The following is an 18,038-nucleotide window of genomic DNA, read 5'->3' as shown; positions in this document are numbered from 1 at the left end:
CCATGTTTCAAAGTAAAAAGAAAGAATTTTCTAACTATTCACTTTTTGTTTATGCTATGAGCTTTTCCATCAATATAGACAGGCTTTATATATTTTTGTTATTTTTATTCTGAATGTTTCATAATTGTGGACGTTTCCTCCTCCAAAAGATAGATACTCTTTTATTTGCTATCTCTCCTCTATCATATTCACATTCAGCTGCTTTATACTATTTTACATTTTTTCTAGTATAAAACATGTCCTCAAAACATCGGTGAACCAAGGGCTAAAGACTTTTATATGCCCTTGACATCCCTACATTTCACCTTTGATATAATTATATTTTACATTAATGTAAAATTTTATCGTTAAAGATGGCAGATAGTTCAAATTCATTATACAATTGAAATTCGACATATAGTATGATGGATAATATCGGCATTATGAGATAATAGTAGATTTAACTCAAAATTTTGGGCTATTTGCCGATATATGCTTTGTATACTAATTAACTTATGTTGAAATTTGTAATTTGCAAGGAGGAAAAAATGAATAAAAAACATGTCATGTACACAGCCGTTTCTTCTGTTCTTTTAAGCTCTTCATTGCTTTTGCATTCGATTGACGCAGATGCAGCTGAATCGGCCAAAGTAACTGCTACATCGTTAAATGTACGTGCAACGCCTAGTACAAGCGGCGCTATCGTTGGAAAAGTAACGAAGGGAAACACCGTTAATATAGTAGATGAAAGCAAGGGATGGGCTAAAATTACGTATAACGGTAAAGAAGCTTGGATTTCATCTCAATACATAAACAAAACACAAACAAACAGTACGTCTACGGCAAATTCGACATCCAAGTCAGCCGTGGTTAACGCCAGTTCATTAAATGTTCGCTCTTCTGCGAGCACAAGCGCGTCTATCGTGACGAACTTATCCCGAGGTTCCAAAGTAACGGTGGTAAAAGAAAGCGGATCTTGGTCACAGATTAAAACAGCATCAGGTCAAACGGGCTGGGTAGCGAGTCAGTACCTACAAGCAGGCTCCGGTTCTTCTACACCGACTAGTAACTCGAGTTCCACAACATCCAAGTCAGCTGTTGTTAACGCTAGCTCATTAAATGTTCGCTCTTCTGCGAGCACAAGCGCATCGGTCGTGACGAACTTACCGCGCAATTCAAAAGTAACGGTGGTAAAAGAAAGCGGATCCTGGTCACAGATTAAAACAGCATCAGGTCAAACGGGCTGGGTAGCGAGTCAGTACCTACAAGCAGGCCCCGGTTCTTCTACACCGACTAGTAACTCGGGTTCTACAACATCCAAGTCAGCTGTTGTTAACGCTAGCTCATTAAACGTTCGCTCTTCTGCAAGCACAAGCGCGTCTATCGTGACGAACTTATCCCGGGGTTCCAAAGTAACGGTGGTAAAAGAGAGCGGATCCTGGTCACAGATTAAAACAGCATCAGGTCAAACAGGCTGGGTAGCAAGTCAGTATTTACAAGCTGATTCCGGACAGTCTTCACAAACAGCCCAGTCGATTCAAATTACAAAAGCTTCAAATTTACGCAGTCAGCCGAGCTTAAGCGCGGGCATTATCCGTGTAGCAAAAGCGGGCGAACGATTCAAAAAAGTAGGCGAAACGAATGACTGGGTGCAAATCCAGTACTCTGCAAGTCAAACAGCATGGGTGTCAAAAGGGTTAACAGCTGCAGCTGGTTCTACAACTTCAGCTAGTTTGCCTTCCCCATCTGCTGCTTTAAAAGATAAAATTATTGTAGTAGACGCTGGACACGGCGGATATGATCCTGGTACTTCAGGCAAATCATCGATTGAGAAAAAACTAGCGTTAACAACCGCAAAACTTGTGGCAAGCCGCTTAGCTAATTCGGGAGCAAATGTATTTATGACGCGTTCAAACGATACCTTTATTTCACTGAGCGGACGTGTGAACGTTAGTGAAGCAAAGCATGCAGATGCGTTTATCAGCATTCACTATAACGCTTCTACTTCATCTTCTGCAAACGGCATTGCGTCATTTTATTACAGTGAATCCAAAGATAAAGAATTAGCAAAATATATTCAAGAAAGCATGGCTGAAAATGCGCCTTCTATGAAGGATATGGGGGTTCGTTTTGGAGATTATTATGTTACTCGAGAAAACAATCAGCGTGCTGTACTTCTTGAATTAGGCTTTTTATCAAATGCTCACGATGAGCAAATTGTTTCTTCTAATGCGTATCAGCAGCAAATATCTACAGGTATTTATCAAGGAATTGCTCGATACTTTGCAGCTAATAAATAATAAAAGCCCTCATTATGAGGGCTTTTATACTACCAGCTTGCTTTTTTAACACCTGGGATTTGTCCTTTGTAGGCCAATTCCCTAAAAGCAATGCGTGACATTTCAAATTTTCTAAGATAGCCTCGAGGGCGACCGGTAACGCGGCAGCGATTATTTAAGCGCGTTGGTGAAGAATCTCTAGGCAATTTTTTTAACGCTTCGTAATCTCCTTTTTCCTTCAACTCTTGGCGCAATTGCGCATATTTCGCTACTATCTCTTGGCGCTTTTGTTCTTTTACAACTTTTGATTTTTTAGCCAAACTCTTTGTCATCCTTTCGCTTTATCAATTTTTTTATTTGAAATACGTAATCATTACGATTTAATTATTTTGAGCAAGTTACTTTTTAAATTTAATCATATTTTCTTTATTCTTTCAACTTATTTACTCCTGCGCTTACATGTAGCCTCCCTTTACCCCCGGATTGCTGTATAAACATAAATAAAATTGTATGTCAAATGTAATTAATTCCTTCATCTCCTATATCATACAAAGAGCCCTACATATTCCATTTTGTAGGAGGATTTGTATTTACAGATAATATTTCAATAATATTACAGTTCATTTACATATTAATAACTTCGACAAATTTAGCGGTTATCTAGTATATAATCATCTTAGAAATTCCAAAAATAATATTTTGCGTACTCAATAAAATATAAAAGTAAAGGTGATTAAAAAATGAAATCGACTGGTATTGTAAGAAAAGTAGATGATTTAGGTCGTATCGTAATTCCTAAAGAGTTAAGACGTGTTCTTGAAATAGATGTAAAAGATCCTGTTGAAATTTTTGTCGAAACAGATCGAATTATTTTAAAGAAATATGAGCCGAACGGTGCTTGTGCGATTACTGGCGAAGTATCTTCTGACAATGTAACAATCGCAGATGGCAAATTAACTTTAAGCCGCGAAGGTATGGAGTTATTACTTGAAGAGTTAAAACAACGTAATTTCTAATAAAAAGAAAAGCAGCTGCTCACGTGCAGCTGTTTTTCTTTTTATTAAAGTTTTTTCTTCGCTTTCTGATTTTCAGATGCTATACTCAGAAGCGAATACATAATAAAGGAGCCTTTCATCATGACAGTTGAACAAATGACTCATCACTTTTTAGCACATCGAAACGTAACTAATGAATTAATCAACAAAATTGAAGCAGGTCACTACGAATACATGCCTGCCCCGACATCTATGTCCGCTTTTGACTTATCTACGCATATTTTAACATCCTTTTATGCATTTGCATCAGTGGTAAAATCCGGTGATTTATCTCCGCTTGGTCAAAAAGCTGATTTTGGCGGTAAGTCATTATCAGACCTTGCAGCTGAATATACGGAAAAAACAGTAGACGTATTACGCTCACTTAGCGAAGCTGACTTAAACAAGACCATTGACGCAACTGCAGCGTTTGGAAGAAAGCTTCCCGGAAGACAGCTTTTACAAATGGCCATTGATCATGAAATTCATCATAAAGGAAATTTATACGTCTACGTACGTGAGATGGGTCATACAGACCTTCCTCTATTTGTTCAGTTCGGTTAATGGTTATAAAATAGTTCGGCTTGTAAGCGCCCAAGCTAGAAGTTTGGTGCGCTTTTTCTTTGGAGTTTTCGGCATAATAAGTAAGATATATGGTATAATTCTATCAATAACTTCATATCTACTATTCAAAGCTTGTTTCTTCTTATAAAACGATCGTCATCATCTTTTACAAAGGAGGAATCACTTCATGAGTCAAACTGTTAATCAACAAAAAATTGCTCAAGTGTATCATCTTCCGTTTGTTTCTTCATTTGGAGGAAGTGCTATGAACCTTCTTTCTCCTCAAGCTGGCGAACATATTTTAGATATTGGCTGTGGCACTGGCGAATTTATTTCGCAGCTCAATAAGCTTCATGTCCGTGCAACTGGCATCGATTGCTCTGAAAATATGATTGAACAGGCTCGTCATCAGTACCCGACTCTATCCTTTGAACAGTTAAACGCCCTTAACCTTCCTTATTACGAACAATTTGACGCAGTTTTTTCCAATGCAACTTTACACGACATCCGTCCCCCTCACCTTGTCATTAAAAATATTTACAATGCTTTAAAACTAAATGGCCGATTTGTAGCAGAATTTTGGGGAAAAGGAAACATGGACGAAATTTTTACAGAAATCATTCGTCAATTTAAAACGTTTGATATCCCTTATAACGATGTAGATTTCCCATGGTACTTCCCTTCTGTAGCTGAATATTCTTCTCTTTTGGAATCACAGAATTTTCAAGTCACCACGGCTATACACTACAGCCGACCCCTCTTGTTAAAAGGGGAAAACGGCTTGCGTAATTGGCTGGAAACAAATGCAGCCCCTCTTTTTGCTCACGTGACGACAGAAACTAAAAATGTCCTCATTACGCGCTTAGAAAATCGAATGCAAGACAAACTATTTCAAAACGGATCTTGGCTAGCAGAAGCTAAACATATACGTGTACATGCTGTAAAACGAGATTAAAAAATGGACGTGATTCTATTCACGTCCATTTTCGTTAAAGTGCAGCCAATATCCTTTTCCTCGAATCACTTCGATTTCTAAATATGTTCCTATTTTTTTGCGAACCCGGTAAATCAGCGCATTCAGCTCTTCCGCTGCTACCAGAATTTCTCCATTTGACTCTACTCGTTCAGGCCAAACGCTCTTTTTTAATGCTTCTTTTGAAACAAATTGATTGTTATATTCTAGAAGGTAAGCTAAGCACGCGTATTCTTTATCTGACAGAATATACGTTTCCTCTTTTACTTTTACTTTCTGCAAAATTGGATCTAATGTGTAAAATGGCTTATTTATTTGTTTTAGCAAAGGTCCTAATTCGAGGGTTGCATCCATATCATCATTTCTAAATACTAAAGCTGCCTCCTCATTTGCTAAGGTAATGACATCCTGCTCTTTCAAGAAACGAGGGGTTCCAGGCTGTAACTCTTCTCCGTTTACTTTTGTCCCGTGTTTACTAAACAAGTCTGTAATGAAAAATGCATTGCTTTCGTACGTTACTTCGAAATGCTTGCGTGAAATGTAAGCACTTTGAAAGGCCAGATAAGGCTCCCATTCTTCACTGCTTCGTCCGATAATACAGGCTTTATCTTTTGGAATAGGCACGGAAACTCCTTCATAAAAAGGAGAACCGTTCCGGATAATCAACATACCGTTCATTGTTTGCTCACACTCTTTTTTAAAATTTTCTGACTCTTATCATGTAATTATAACACTCACATTTATTGAGATTTCTTCCAACTTTGGATAACATCATAGTATAGTCAGTTATATGATAAAGGTTGTTGCCATGTAAGTAAACCTTTAGAGCAGTCCTTTTCTAACTGAAAAAATACGTATTCCTTGCCCTGCTGTAACGTGGATACAATTTTCTTGTAAAATAATTTGTTTTTTAGTAACTTTGACATATGTTCTCTCTTTTTAAAGCGGAGTAAAATAGGAAAATACGTGAAATATTTACATAATGGAGGAAGACCAATGGGACGTTTGCCAAAAGATAGAGAAATTCAAGCGATTAAACGACGCGTTGCACTGGTATTGTTAATTATTGGATCATTTATTTTAACAGGTGCTAGCTTTAGCGTTTATTGGTTTATGATGTTAAAAATATAAGATTTTTTTATAAAATAAAGAAAAAAGACATGGTTTTGTTCCCATGTCTTTTTTAGGTTTATTCTTTTCTAAGTTTATTCTTTCTCAGACACTCCCGCAGATTGAAACGTAGCCATATTAGCAATCATCAGCGAAGCCGAGTTCAGCAGCGGAAATGTAACAGCAGCTCCACTTCCTTCACCTAACCGAAGATTGAGGTTGAGAAGCGGTTTCTTGCCAAGGAGCTTCATTGCACACGCATGACCTTGTTCAACAGATTCGTGACTAGCAAACATATAGTCTCTTGCTTGTGTATTGATTTCTGTCGCTAGAAGAGCTGCAACTGTACAAATAAAACCATCTACTAAAATAGGAATACGGTGAGCAGCTGCCGCCAGCATAGCACCTGTCATCCCTGCAATTTCAAGCCCCCCTATTTTACTAATAATATCAATCGGATCCTGAGGGTTGATGTGCCTGTTTTGCAGCGCTTCTTCAATTACCTTCACTTTGTGGCGCAGTTGTTCGTCAGAAATCCCTGTGCCCATTCCTGCAAGCTTAGAGACTTTTTCTCCTGTCAATACAGCTAAAATAGCCGTGCTTGACGTAGTGTTTCCGATGCCCATTTCTCCCACAATCAAACATTTAATTCCTTGGGTAATAAGCTCTTCAGCTTCTTCATATCCGACTTGAACAGCCAATTCTGCCTCACTGCGCGTCATCGCGTCTTCTTTATAAAAACTGGCTGTGCCCAGCTTCACTTTGCGTTGTACAAGATCCTTATGGGAAAGGTCAGAAGCAATGCCGATGTCAATCAGTTTGAACTGGGCATCTATTTGCCCACTAAACACGTTAATAGCTGCTCCTCCCTGCAAAAAATTTAGCGCCATTTGTGCCGTTACGTCTTGAGGATAAGCTGAAACTCCTTCTTTTACAATTCCATGATCGCCTGCAAAAACGAGGACTCCTGGCGGCGTGACTGTCGGAAAAGCTTCCCCGGTCATGGCCGCTAATTCAACTGCTATTTCTTCGAGCCTTCCAAGGCTTCCTATCGGTTTGGTTAATGTATCAATATAGCGTGCCGCTTTTTCGCCGGCGCTTGTTTGAAGCGGTGGAATATAAACGTTTATCATATGTACAGCTCCTTTATTTCAGCAAATGTCTACCGTTTAATTTAACAGGATTTTGTTTATTCTGGCTAGTCTTTTTTAAAGTAGATAATTGGATAGAGTTCCCAAGACTTAGTTATACTAGTAAGAGTTGCGTATAAGCAGTATGTTGAAAGGAAAGATTTTATGACAACGAAACAGCACAAAAAGGAAAAGGCAGGTCGGCTCATTTATCGCTACATTATGATGTTAATTGGAGCTTCCTTGGCTGCCGTTTCTATCGAATTATTTTTAGTCCCAAATTCCGTAATTGACGGCGGTATTATCGGTATTTCTCTAATTTTAGTTTACTTAACGAAATTGCCGTTCAGTCTACTTATCATCATCTTTAATCTCCCTTTTTTATATAGTGGATACAAACAAATTGGTCGTAGCTTCTGCTTTTCATCTATGTTTGCAGTTGTTGCTTTATCCATTGTAGAATCTCAATTGCACCATGTTCCAGCTGTAACATCTGAACCGCTTCTTGCTACTGTATTTGGCGGGCTCCTTTTAGGAGCAGGTGTAGGAACGGTCATTCGTCACGGTGGAGCGTTAGATGGAACTGAGATTTTAGGTATTTTATTAACAAAAAAAATACCGTTTTCTGTGGGTGAATTTGTGATGTTTTTAAATATCTTCATTTTCGCTTGGGCAGGGTTCGTGCTAGGTTGGGAACAGGCCATGTACTCGATCCTTACGTACTATATTGCGTCTAAGACAATCGATGCGATCATTCAAGGGCTTGATGAAACAAAAGCAGCTTTTATTGTGTCAAATCACTATGAAGAGCTATCAGACGCTATTACGCATCGTCTAGGCCGCGGCGTGACGAAACTGTATGGTAAAGGCGGATTTGAAGGTACAGAAAAAGAAGTCATATACGTAGTTGTGACGCGTTTAGAAATTACCAAGCTTAAAACCATTATTTCTGAAATTGATCCACAGGCATTTACAACCATTATGGATACCCAAGAAGCGCAGGGCGGCAAATTCAAATCAGCCATTCACTAACTATACATAAGCGTGAATTTCTCTGAGCATGCTAATAGCTGACTACCCGTAAAGGAGATCACCACAATGAAAGAACAAATGTCCAACTTATTTAACCAATTAAAACAGTCGGTTTCGGATGTAGCTGATACGTTATATGACAAAGTACATACGCTGCAATCTTCATCAGGAGTGAGTGTTTTTGAACTGTATGAATGGATTAAAGAAAATCCAAGCACAAGCGTACAAAAGCAAACGCTGCTCGGGATTTCGTACTCTTTCTATGCACTCCACGAAGACGGCGTTTTTTTCTATATGGAAACGAAATATGATTATTTACTTTACATGACTATTTATAGTCCAACACGTCATTATTTCACCTATCATTCTTACCGAGATTCTTTATCAACAGTGACTCCCTTGACGTTTCCTATTACTAAATAATAAAAAGCTCCTCAATCGAGGAGCTTTTTTTATATGGTTATCTTCCTTTTCGGACTTTAAAGATAAACAGCGCAAGTAAAAAACCGCTCGTCGCAGTTACTATTTTCCACGCGTTTAAGATTGGATTTTTTTTCAAGGTCCTGCTCCTTCCTTGCGGCTATACTAAAAATAGGATGGCCGCCTTTCAAACAGCTAGTCCAACTTCCCCCTACTATTCATACCATCATCTAACATATAGCCCACCGACATTTTCATCAATTTCACTTTTCATACTATAACATATTTTTGCCATTTAGTAGAAGTCTTAAAAGTAAAAGCTGTACTTCTCTTAAAAAAAACGGTATTGAACCCCTGCATTTTCTTTACCGTTCATTTTTTGATAAAGGTTTTGAGCAACTTTATTTTCACTGCTGCACTCAGCGGTCATTCCTGCAAACTCATACTTTTGAGAATAGGCAAGGCAAATCTTAAACAAACGTTCACCAATTTTATTTCCTCTGTTTAAAGGAGATACGTACAAATCTTTTAAGACGCCTGTTTCTTTAAAATAATGGGTGCTCCACGATACGTACACCGTCGCAAAACCTACTAGTTTCCCTTCCAATTCAGCAACAAATTGGATACCGTAGGAAGGATTATTCAATAAACGCTTAATATGTAAAGTTAAAGCTTTCCGGGAAGGGTCAGGCTGCTCGCAGAATTTCACTATATATTCTTGCATTAACGTAGCCAGTCGCTCTCGATCAGTTTCAACCGCCTGTCGAATGACAACCATTTAATCACTCCTTTTAGCTCAACGCTCTTAACATAATTCGATAGCTATACTTTTTTTCCTTTCGTTTTCGTGAAAAGCTCCCTACTTTTACACAAGGGGATATTTAAAGCAAACAACCTTATACGACTTATGGTTGAGGAGAGAAAATACGCTGTTTTAAAAAAAGGTTGCAAACAGCAACCTTTTTTAGTTAGCAAGCGCATAATTTCGTAAGAATAAACCTACGCAGCCGCTGATTACAACCAGTCCTCCTGCCGTTAGAAACGCCGCCGTCACATTTAGCGAAGCAACAGCGCCAAGCAGCAGCACCGAAAGTCCAAACGTCACATATGAAACGCTCAGCGTAGCGGAAAGCACCTTAGGAAGCTTTTCTAAAGGAACGGCCGTTTGTGTAAGCGTGTAAGAACATGTAGCGCTTATTTGAAGGGCAATGCCAATAGTAAAACTAAGTAAAAGGGAAAGAAACGGCACAGATATAACTCCGAACAATAATGTAAAGAAACCTGAAAAAAGACTGCCTAGTATTGCGATATGATAAAGACTTCTCTCTTGCTCAACTGAAATCTTCAGCAAAACGAAACCACCAAGAACTGTTCCAACAAAAAAACTGCTGTTAATATATCCCCACCAAGCTTCATTTTTATTTAATATTTCTTTCACAAACACGTAGACAATAGCTGATGCCCAAACGCCGGCAGCCATCCCTTCTAAAACCTCCATGACTAATAAAACCCGCAGGCGCGGATAATGCCAAATTAGCTTCCATCCCTCTTTTAACCCTTGTTTTTGCTTCGTTTTAGAAGAATGAACGTTCATGCGAATGGCCTGCATGAATACGAGTGACAAACTAAATAACGAAAATGACAGCCATAAAAGGCCGGTAGCATCCCAGCTAATAATCAGAAAGCTTCCAAGCGGATAGGCTGCAATTTGAATCGTTTGATCCGTGACATTAAACATACTGTTCCATTTTAACAGCTTCTCTTTATCTACTAAATGAGGAAGCATAGAGCTTTGAACCGGAGCTGCCCACCCATCGAAAAAAGCAATAAGCGCCACGCAGCACAGCATGCTGATAAGCGACATATGCCACAAGAAAAACATAGACAAAACACTGGTTTTTAACAGCTGAGATACCACAAGAATACGCTTAGCTCTGTAGCGATCTATAAGAAAAGGCACCGTAAAACTGCTCAAAAACTTAGCAGCCGTAATGGTAAACGGAATACATGAAAGCAGCACAGGAGAACTGTTTTGAGCATAAAGAATGCTGATTAACGCAACAATGTATAATACATCTGCTAAATTGGCTTGGCTTTGACCAAACCATAAAAAAAGTACGGAACGATTTTTCACGACAATCCCTCTTTCTTTTTAGTATGACTGAAAAGAAAGAGAATCCTACACGTAATCAACCCCTTTATATAGCGGCTTGCTTTTATCGACTTATTACAATCGTATGCTTTTTACAGAACACAACTTTTTTATATATTAAAAAATACAAACAGTTAAACAGTATCGTAAAAAATCAAGAAATTGTCGTGAAAACGAAGTTAGATTAACTATAGAATATCAGAGTTATAGAATCAATACTTTTTACATAATTTTCTTTTTTCGTCTTCTCTACTTCTAAATCACCTGAGCTTGCCATATACATAGATGGACGAGTACTCCTATTAAAATTTAACGTATAGGGTGAGGAATATTTTTTCGAGAGTGGTTTCGATTTGCTGTGGCAGCTTATTAATTGGACTAGGGCTAAACGGGTTTATTGCTCCGTATCACTTACTAGACGGTGGACTTATAGGATTTGGGCTTATCGTATATTATGTGTTTGGAACTCCCATCGGACTGTCCATTTTCTTTTTGAACGTACCTGTCTATTTATATGCTTTTTTTCGTCATCGTCAAAACTTTTTTTATGGAAGTATAGGTTTAGTTGTTTCTTTTTTTATGACAGAATGGCTGTCTATTCTCGAAGGTACGCTGGAGCTTCCTTTACTTTTTAGCTCACTGCTTGGAGGCGCACTCGTAGGAATGGGAATAGGACTGATGCTTCGCTACGGCATCAGTTCGGATGGGCTTGATTTAATTGCTATTATTGTATCAAAAAAATGGAAAATCAATATAGGAATAACCATTTTTATCTTAGACAGTACGATTATGATAGTGGGCTTACATATTATCGGATTTACTGCTTTTTGCTACTCCATGCTTGTTATTACGATGAGCAGCATAATGATTACGCTCTTCACTTCCCCACGATGGCTGTCTTCATAAAAAAAAACGCTTGAAGTTTCAGCGTTTTTTTTATTTGTTTCCGACTATCATATTTATGTGATTGTGGAGAACCGTAATCGTTGAAGGTGTTGTCGTTTCTTTTTCTCCATCACAATCTACCGTTTTTTCAGGAGTAGTTTCGATATGGACTTCTTTTGCACGAAAATGCATAAGGTTGCTTTCGGGATTAAGCTGTTCCTCATCAGGGCTTGTTTGTAACCATGCCATAACCGGCTCGATTCCCATTTCTTTAATAACGAATACATCTAATAATCCGTCTTGAAATGAGCTGTTTCCTAGCATAGCGCGAGTTCCTCCTAAAAAAGGACCGTTTCCAATTAACACCATAACAGCTTCTCCTTCATAGGAAGCTTTTTCGCTCGTCATTTTTAGTTGAAAAGGCTCTGCTTGATTTAACGTTCTACCTACGCTCATGTAGTAAGAAAGCTTACCAAATTTCTCTTTATTTTCTTCTAAAATATTTTCAGATACATCAGCTACGAGGCCGATCCCCCAGAAGTTCAAAAAATAATCTTCTCCATGTTTTCCAACATCCACTGCTTCCGTCTGCTTTTCTATAATTTGCTCCACAGCTTTTAAAGGGTTTTGATTCATTCCAATTGCGCGGGAAAAATCGTTGCACGTTCCTCCAGGTAAAATAGCAAACGCAGGACGTTGCTGCAGCGGAGCAAGAGCGTTGATCAACTCATAAATCGTCCCGTCTCCTCCTGCTCCAATAATGACATCCGCTTCGCCTTCCAATTTTCTTACCAGATCGGCACCATCTCCAGGTTGCTCTGTTTTATATAACGTAACCGTCTCAAATGCAGTGTTTAACCGATCACATATAAAGTCAATTTCATTTACTAATTTTTTGTTTCCTGCGTTTGGATTCAAAATCACTGCTGCCTTCATCTTTCTCTCTCCTCTATTCATATCTTCCGTTTCACCTTTTTTCCCTTTCTTTTGAAAAAACAAACCTTTTGAAATATGAACGTTTTATGAAACCATTCCAATAGTACTTTTTTTACTTTCAAAACCTGCTATAATAATTTTCGGACTTGTATTAACAAAAGATGGTTATTGAGAGGAGCTTTCTATACGTGTCAATAAAATGCATGACGCAGCTATTTGCAAGTTGTTTTGTTTTTTTACTTTCCTCAGTCGCTACTTGGTATAACGGCTCTTCGATGCTTGAAGGACCTTTATCAGCTAGTTTGACCGGAGGGCTAACAAAGTCCTCGGCGGTTCATCACTATTCTCACATCGATTATTTGTTATATACAATTAAATTCCACCCTCAGTTTCCAATTATGATGATGGTGAGCGGGATTTATTTGATTGTATTACTATCTATTATTGGCTTCAAAAAGCGGTATGGATTAATTAGCTCCTGCTGTTTATGTATCACAGCTCTCTTATGCTACAGCAGCTATAAACTTTCACATACCCCTACCGAAGGTGAACACGCCATGATTACCTCTAGCTTAGCTGCAGCAAGTTTATGCCTAGCAGTCGGATTATTCTATTTATTAAAGCGATTTTATTCTCAAAAAGAATATATTTAACCATATGAAAAAAACGTCGGATCTACCGACGTTTTTTATGTGAAATCCGGTTTATTATTGATTTTGCTCAACTGGCGTATAACCAATATAAGCAGACTGAGGTCGGTAAATACGATTATTTTCTGACTGTTCTACGACATGAGCTGTCCAACCAACCACACGGCTTGCTGTGAAGGTCGGAGTGAATAGTTCAGACGGAAGCTCAACCGCTTTCATAACCGCTGCAGCGAAATATTCTACGTTGGTATAAATACCTCTACCCGGCTTGTATTCATTGAGTAACTCAATGGTTTTATCTTCAATTTTAACAATTAAATCAAATAGCCCGTTGTCTCCGGAGATTTGTTTCGAAACTTCTTTTAATGCTTCTGCTCTTGGATCATGTGTACGATAAACGCGATGACCAAATCCCATGATTTTCTCTTTATTATCTAATTTTTTACGAACCCAAGGCTCAATATTCTCTTCACTTCCAATTTCATCAAACATGCTAATAACACCAGAAGGAGCTCCTCCGTGAAGCGGACCTTTCATCGCGCCGATTGCTCCGCAAATAGCTGAAACCATGTCAGATTCGGTAGATGAAATAACGCGTGATGAGAAGGTTGAGGCATTCATTCCATGCTCAATTGTCAAAACAAAATATGCGTTCAGCGCAGTAACCAAACTTTGATCTGGAATTTCCCCATTAATCATGTATAAATAGTTTGCTACATGATCCAAGTGCTCGTTAGGCTCTACTACTTCTAAATCATTCATTTTACGATACCAATAGGCAATAATAGTAGGTGTGACTGCTGTAATGGCAAGCGCCTGCTCTTTTGTCGGAGGCCAGCTGTATGAAGGGTCTCCTAAAGCTGAGATACATGTGCGAAGCGCGCTCATCACTTCTGTATCTTTTGGCAAACAGTCCATTAACGCAACAATATTAGCCGGAAGCGTACGATGAGTCACCATTTTTTGTTTAAATGCTTTTAACTCATCATGATTTGGCAGCGTGCCGTTCCAAATTAAATAAGAAACTTCTTCAAAAGAATAATTGATCGCCAAATCTTTTGCCCAATATCCGCGATAAATCAGCTGACCTTTCTCTCCATCAACATGCCCTACTTTTGTTTCAGCTGCAACGATTCCTTCTAGTCCTTTAACGTATGTCATCTCAACCACTCCCCCAATTATTTTTAACAAACCGGCCCTTTTTTCTATGTACGGCTCGTTTGCAGAATGAATAGACTCACCTTAGTGGTGCACTATACCATTTTATTCCTCTTTCTTAATTGTCAGAACAGTATACAAAATGAACATTTCAACATGTGTTATTTCTGCGCTCGCGGCTTTGTTTTACGGGAGAAAAAATATTTTTCTATGATTTTCTTCGAGGGTACTTTTTTGTTAACGCTTACAAATATGCGGGTTTCTAACGTATTTAGAGGAATTTCATGTGCTGTTTTTAGATGAATCACTATTCACTTCCTTATGTAAGAGTTTACATTTATTTGAATCATAAGTAAAATAGATAAATAGAATAAATAGTATGAAAACTAAGAATACTAGTGAGGAGAATTTATGGATATTCGAGAACTGCAACATTTCATGGAAGTAGTCAATCAAAAAAGTTTCACGAAAGCAGCAGCTGCAATTCACTTGTCTCAGCCAGCATTAAGTAAAATTGTAAAAAAACTGGAAGAAGAACTCGGCGTAGATCTTTTTGATCGCTCTACTCGAAAGCTGACGTTAACCGATGCAGGACAGATTGTGTATGGGCAAAGCCAAAAGCTGGTATCCACTCTTCACGAGCTGCATGCTCTGTTAGATGATTTACGAAATCTCCCTACAGGAGATATTAAAGTAGGAATTCCTCCTTTAGTAGGAACTGTTGTTTTCCCAATGATCGCAAAAAACTTTACATCAAAACATCCTCAGGTGAAATTGGAGCTTGTGGAACTTGGCGCAAAGCGAATTGTCGAACTTGTAGAAAACGAACAAGTAGACCTTGGTATTATCGTATTGCCTATTCAAAACCCTCTTTTTCACGTCTATCCGTTTATTGAAGAAGAGTTTAATTTGTACATTCATCATGAGCATCCGCTGGCAGCCAAATCAATCGTTGCTTTGAGCGAGCTGAGAGAAGAGCCGTTTGTCCTGTTCAGCAAAGATTTCTCTCTTCATGATCGCATTATTCATGAGTGCATTCAAGCGGGTTTTCATCCAAAAATAGCGTACGAAAGTTCTCAATGGGATTTGATTATTGAACTAGTCGCTTCTGAATTAGGTATTGCCATTTTACCAAAGTCCGTGTTTCCAAAAATCAATAATCCTTTTATTAAAAGTATTCCAATTGCCGCACCTACTCCAATGTGGGAGCTCGGCATCATTTTGAAAAAAGATCGCTATATGTCATATGCTACACGAGAACTTTTATCCTTCCTAGTAGACCAAGACATCATTTTGCCGTCTCATACGATGTCAGCAAACTCTTAACAAAAAAGCCTCTTCTTTCATTAGGAAGAGGCTTTTAGTCATCTTTTATATCTTTCTTCAATCTTTTTTGTCTTGCGATCAACTAAAAACAAGTCAGCAAATGGAGACTTGTTTTACAGCTGCTTTTTGAATAGCACACCTTTTTTAAAATATACTCCCAAATATACTCCCAAAGCTTCACGATTGGCCATAAATACTCCTATTAAAATAAGAAGGCCTCCGCCAATAATAGAAGGCGTGATAGCTTCATTTAAGACTACATAGCCGATTAACACCGCGATTAAAGGAGATACATACAACCAAGTAGATGGAAAAACCGGATTTGTTTGGGCGATTAGCCAATAGTATAAGCCGTGTCCAGCAATTGAACCAACAAAAATTAAATATACAATAGACCATACTGCGTTCCAAGGCATAATAGTTGAAACATGAATCTGCTCTGTACATAAAGATAGCACCAGTAGAAATATTCCCCCGTAAAACTTTTGAATACCATTAATTAAAAACGACACAGGACTTCAACGTCTTAATGCCATTCTTTCAGCTGAAATATAAAAAGATTCTTTAATAGATGTTTAATTATAAGAAGAGAAGTGTATACAGAAAGAGGAGAAGAATAACTTTCTTCTCCTCTACCCTTTTAACTCACATTTTTATTCACAGCAATAATTTCACTCAGGTTATTCATATAAATAATTTGTTCACCAAACGTTCTATTTTTCAAAGCAGCCGTATGGTGCGGTTTCATGCCAATAATATAGCATGTGATCCCCATAAGATAGAAGGACTGCATAAAGCCTGCAAAAGCTTGAATTCCTTCGGTTGTTAATATATCTAGGCCCCCAAAGTCAAATAGAAGCGTGGTGTAATTTCCTTCATGTGCAAAGTTTTGCAAAATGGACGTATTTTCAGCTACAAGAGCTGTGTCTAAGTCTCCAAAAAGAGGTATAAGCCCTACTTTAGAGGATAATTTAATAAAAGAAGCGGACAATTGCTTAATTTTTTGTAATGATTTTTCGAGACGTTCTTTTTGTTCAAGCAGTTCAAAATCTGTATCTGCTAATCGTTTCCGATGGTCTTGAACAAGATTCGTTAGCTCCTGTATACGTTCATCTTGGCGAATACAAACTAAATGACCTATATCACTATCCCATTGAATTAAGCATTCAAACAGTGAATACGGCGAATCATTGGTTTGCATCACAAGCTCTACTTTCTGAATAGCCTGGCCTCGGCTTTGGACAAGCGTTTGCTCATCATGGGGTTCGTCTACAGACAATTCTCGAGAATCTTTCTGGCGCAAGCTTAAAAACTTTCTCGCCTTTTCTTGACTAAATACGTCTACAAGATCTAAAAAATTAGCTGAAGGCTTAAATAAATGACCTGATTGTTGTGACCATTCCAAAATATTAAATTCAGTATCCACTAGAAAGTAAGGAATTGGAACATATTCAAGCATCGACATTAACTTCCACTCCTTTGTGATAACTGATTAACCAGTTATTTAGTTGGTAAAGATCCGGAATTAGGCGTGCATGCTCAGAACAGTAAGAACGGAAATCAATTTGAGAAACTAAACGCCCTCCTACCATTACTGTTGGTCTTGGTTCTAATTTGTCCAAAGTTTTGGTATATTCAGCAAGCCTCTCAATATGATAAGGAATGCTGACAGATAATCCTACCATGTGCGGCTTCCATTCTATAGCCATTTTCTCAGCGTATTCCAGAGGTAGATTGGCCCCTAAAAAGCGAGTATTCCAACCATGTTCCTCAAACAATAAAGCCACCATCTTTAAACCAATGAAGTGCTGTTCTTGTTCCAAGCATAGAAGCAGTGCCCTTGGAGCGGTGTCTGAAGCGTGTCCCTGAATTTTTTTATAAAAGCGATAGCGAGTTAGCACATAATCACACGTCGTAGTTGCAACATGCTCATCAGCTACAGAAATGATATTTTCTTCCCACATATCTCCAGTTACTCGCATTGCGGTTGTAATTAAATTTTCATAAATATCTAGGCTGTTCTTTCCTTGGTGGATTTCTTCTAGCACAACTTCCCAAGCGCTGTCTTGATCACCAGCTAATAAATAGCCTACAAATTTTTGTACTTGAGATTTCATTGTTTCACCTCAGTAAACGTAAAGCTTTTAAGAAACTTGAATAAAAGCTTCTCGTCTCTCTTTTTCAAGATCGCCTAAAATGTATACCACTTTTAGACTAACACATGTTGCCAATAGCAACAACCTAAAAATAGAATAATAACTTTTTATTTTACTACACTCAGTAAAGTATGACTAGTATTTCTCTAAATATTCTCCTTTACCTTTTATTTACGAAAAACACCTCGGCATTTTTTACCGAGGTGTTTTTTCCAGTTGTCATCATTTCGGCTAAAAGAATGTCAATTCGTCTG

The 18,038-nt window shown here is 38.2% G+C and carries 19 protein-coding genes and 1 pseudogene; 10 read left to right on the top strand and 10 right to left on the bottom strand.

The window, feature by feature from the left end; translation table 11 throughout:
* Nucleotides 1-527 precede the first annotated feature (527 nt).
* The gene (locus ACH0CI_RS08985; RefSeq protein WP_406901271.1) at nucleotides 528-2,279 is read left to right on the top strand and encodes an N-acetylmuramoyl-L-alanine amidase family protein; all 1,752 of its coding nucleotides are present in this window, start codon (nucleotides 528-530) and stop codon (nucleotides 2,277-2,279) included.
* 29 nt (nucleotides 2,280-2,308) lie between these two features.
* Here the strand turns inward: ACH0CI_RS08985 and rpsN are convergent, their stop codons facing one another.
* On the bottom strand, nucleotides 2,309-2,578 hold the full coding sequence (gene rpsN, locus ACH0CI_RS08980) for a 30S ribosomal protein S14 (RefSeq protein ID WP_028414364.1): 270 nt from the start codon (nucleotides 2,576-2,578) through the stop codon (nucleotides 2,309-2,311).
* Between the two features lie 420 nt (nucleotides 2,579-2,998).
* Between rpsN and ACH0CI_RS08975 the strand changes: the two genes are divergently transcribed.
* From ACH0CI_RS08975 to ACH0CI_RS08965, 3 genes are all read left to right on the top strand, one after another.
* A complete protein-coding gene (locus tag ACH0CI_RS08975; protein WP_013057736.1) occupies nucleotides 2,999-3,274 on the top strand; it encodes an AbrB/MazE/SpoVT family DNA-binding domain-containing protein in 276 nt (91 codons plus the stop codon).
* Between the two features lie 120 nt (nucleotides 3,275-3,394).
* The gene (locus tag ACH0CI_RS08970; RefSeq protein ID WP_335707755.1) at nucleotides 3,395-3,856 is read left to right on the top strand and encodes a DinB family protein; all 462 of its coding nucleotides are present in this window, start codon (nucleotides 3,395-3,397) and stop codon (nucleotides 3,854-3,856) included.
* Nucleotides 3,857-4,043: 187 nt separating this feature from the next.
* Entirely contained in the window at nucleotides 4,044-4,811 is a 768-nt protein-coding gene (locus ACH0CI_RS08965; protein WP_049165404.1) for a class I SAM-dependent methyltransferase, read from the top strand.
* 15 nt (nucleotides 4,812-4,826) lie between these two features.
* Here the strand turns inward: ACH0CI_RS08965 and ACH0CI_RS08960 are convergent, their stop codons facing one another.
* On the bottom strand, nucleotides 4,827-5,507 hold the full coding sequence (locus ACH0CI_RS08960) for an FHA domain-containing protein (protein WP_335707754.1): 681 nt from the start codon (nucleotides 5,505-5,507) through the stop codon (nucleotides 4,827-4,829).
* Nucleotides 5,508-5,795: 288 nt separating this feature from the next.
* On the opposite strand from ACH0CI_RS08960, the gene ACH0CI_RS08955 reads away from it, so the two are divergent.
* On the top strand, nucleotides 5,796-5,960 hold the full coding sequence (locus ACH0CI_RS08955; protein ID WP_155017376.1) for a hypothetical protein: 165 nt from the start codon (nucleotides 5,796-5,798) through the stop codon (nucleotides 5,958-5,960).
* A 74-nt stretch (nucleotides 5,961-6,034) separates the two neighbouring features.
* Here ACH0CI_RS08955 and cobT read toward each other — a convergent pair whose 3' ends face one another.
* Entirely contained in the window at nucleotides 6,035-7,072 is a 1,038-nt protein-coding gene (gene cobT / locus ACH0CI_RS08950) for a nicotinate-nucleotide--dimethylbenzimidazole phosphoribosyltransferase (RefSeq protein ID WP_335707753.1), read from the bottom strand.
* A gap of 162 nt (nucleotides 7,073-7,234) precedes the next feature.
* Between cobT and ACH0CI_RS08945 the strand changes: the two genes are divergently transcribed.
* Nucleotides 7,235-8,101 carry a YitT family protein gene (locus ACH0CI_RS08945; protein WP_033580599.1) on the top strand — a complete coding sequence of 289 codons (867 nt, stop codon included), beginning with the start codon at nucleotides 7,235-7,237 and terminating at the stop codon, nucleotides 8,099-8,101.
* Nucleotides 8,102-8,167: 66 nt separating this feature from the next.
* Entirely contained in the window at nucleotides 8,168-8,524 is a 357-nt protein-coding gene (locus ACH0CI_RS08940; RefSeq protein WP_335707752.1) for a hypothetical protein, read from the top strand.
* 328 nt (nucleotides 8,525-8,852) lie between these two features.
* Here the strand turns inward: ACH0CI_RS08940 and ACH0CI_RS08935 are convergent, their stop codons facing one another.
* Nucleotides 8,853-9,299, bottom strand: a complete 447-nt coding sequence (locus ACH0CI_RS08935; protein ID WP_033580597.1) for a GNAT family N-acetyltransferase — start codon at nucleotides 9,297-9,299, stop codon at nucleotides 8,853-8,855.
* 186 nt (nucleotides 9,300-9,485) lie between these two features.
* Nucleotides 9,486-10,655: an MFS transporter gene (locus tag ACH0CI_RS08930; RefSeq protein ID WP_406901270.1), complete on the bottom strand. Its 1,170-nt coding sequence runs from the start codon at nucleotides 10,653-10,655 to the stop codon at nucleotides 9,486-9,488.
* 360 nt (nucleotides 10,656-11,015) lie between these two features.
* On the opposite strand from ACH0CI_RS08930, the gene ACH0CI_RS08925 reads away from it, so the two are divergent.
* Nucleotides 11,016-11,579, top strand: coding sequence for a YitT family protein (locus ACH0CI_RS08925; RefSeq protein ID WP_322743156.1), 564 nt, complete (start codon nucleotides 11,016-11,018; stop codon nucleotides 11,577-11,579).
* 30 nt (nucleotides 11,580-11,609) lie between these two features.
* On the opposite strand, the gene ACH0CI_RS08920 is transcribed toward ACH0CI_RS08925, so the two are convergent.
* Complete coding sequence (locus ACH0CI_RS08920; protein WP_406901269.1) at nucleotides 11,610-12,494, bottom strand: diacylglycerol/lipid kinase family protein; 885 nt, start codon at nucleotides 12,492-12,494, stop codon at nucleotides 11,610-11,612.
* Between the two features lie 188 nt (nucleotides 12,495-12,682).
* Between ACH0CI_RS08920 and ACH0CI_RS08915 the strand changes: the two genes are divergently transcribed.
* Nucleotides 12,683-13,147, top strand: a complete 465-nt coding sequence (locus ACH0CI_RS08915; protein WP_223260182.1) for a DUF4306 domain-containing protein — start codon at nucleotides 12,683-12,685, stop codon at nucleotides 13,145-13,147.
* 54 nt (nucleotides 13,148-13,201) lie between these two features.
* Here the strand turns inward: ACH0CI_RS08915 and ACH0CI_RS08910 are convergent, their stop codons facing one another.
* On the bottom strand, nucleotides 13,202-14,305 hold the full coding sequence (locus tag ACH0CI_RS08910; RefSeq protein ID WP_050689865.1) for a citrate synthase/methylcitrate synthase: 1,104 nt from the start codon (nucleotides 14,303-14,305) through the stop codon (nucleotides 13,202-13,204).
* A 408-nt stretch (nucleotides 14,306-14,713) separates the two neighbouring features.
* Here ACH0CI_RS08910 and ACH0CI_RS08905 point away from each other — a divergent pair, with 408 nt between their 5' ends.
* Complete coding sequence (locus ACH0CI_RS08905) at nucleotides 14,714-15,628, top strand: LysR family transcriptional regulator (protein WP_013083830.1); 915 nt, start codon at nucleotides 14,714-14,716, stop codon at nucleotides 15,626-15,628.
* A gap of 113 nt (nucleotides 15,629-15,741) precedes the next feature.
* Here ACH0CI_RS08905 and ACH0CI_RS08900 read toward each other — a convergent pair.
* The 3 genes and pseudogenes from ACH0CI_RS08900 to ACH0CI_RS08890 form a co-directional block, all read right to left on the bottom strand.
* A pseudogene (locus ACH0CI_RS08900) lies at nucleotides 15,742-16,134 on the bottom strand (EamA family transporter); the annotation flags it as partial.
* Between the two features lie 134 nt (nucleotides 16,135-16,268).
* Complete coding sequence (locus tag ACH0CI_RS08895; protein ID WP_029714452.1) at nucleotides 16,269-17,093, bottom strand: STAS domain-containing protein; 825 nt, start codon at nucleotides 17,091-17,093, stop codon at nucleotides 16,269-16,271.
* Complete coding sequence (locus tag ACH0CI_RS08890; RefSeq protein ID WP_406901268.1) at nucleotides 17,080-17,745, bottom strand: cobalamin B12-binding domain-containing protein; 666 nt, start codon at nucleotides 17,743-17,745, stop codon at nucleotides 17,080-17,082. Before ACH0CI_RS08890 ends, ACH0CI_RS08895 begins: the two co-directional genes overlap by 14 nt.
* Nucleotides 17,746-18,038 lie beyond the last annotated feature (293 nt).

Source organism: Priestia sp. 179-F W1.4 NHS (genome assembly GCF_045369295.1).
GTDB lineage: Bacteria > Bacillota > Bacilli > Bacillales > Bacillaceae_H > Priestia > Priestia zanthoxyli.
Note: the sequence above shows the minus strand (reverse complement) of the source record. Positions and strands in the feature narration are given on the sequence as shown.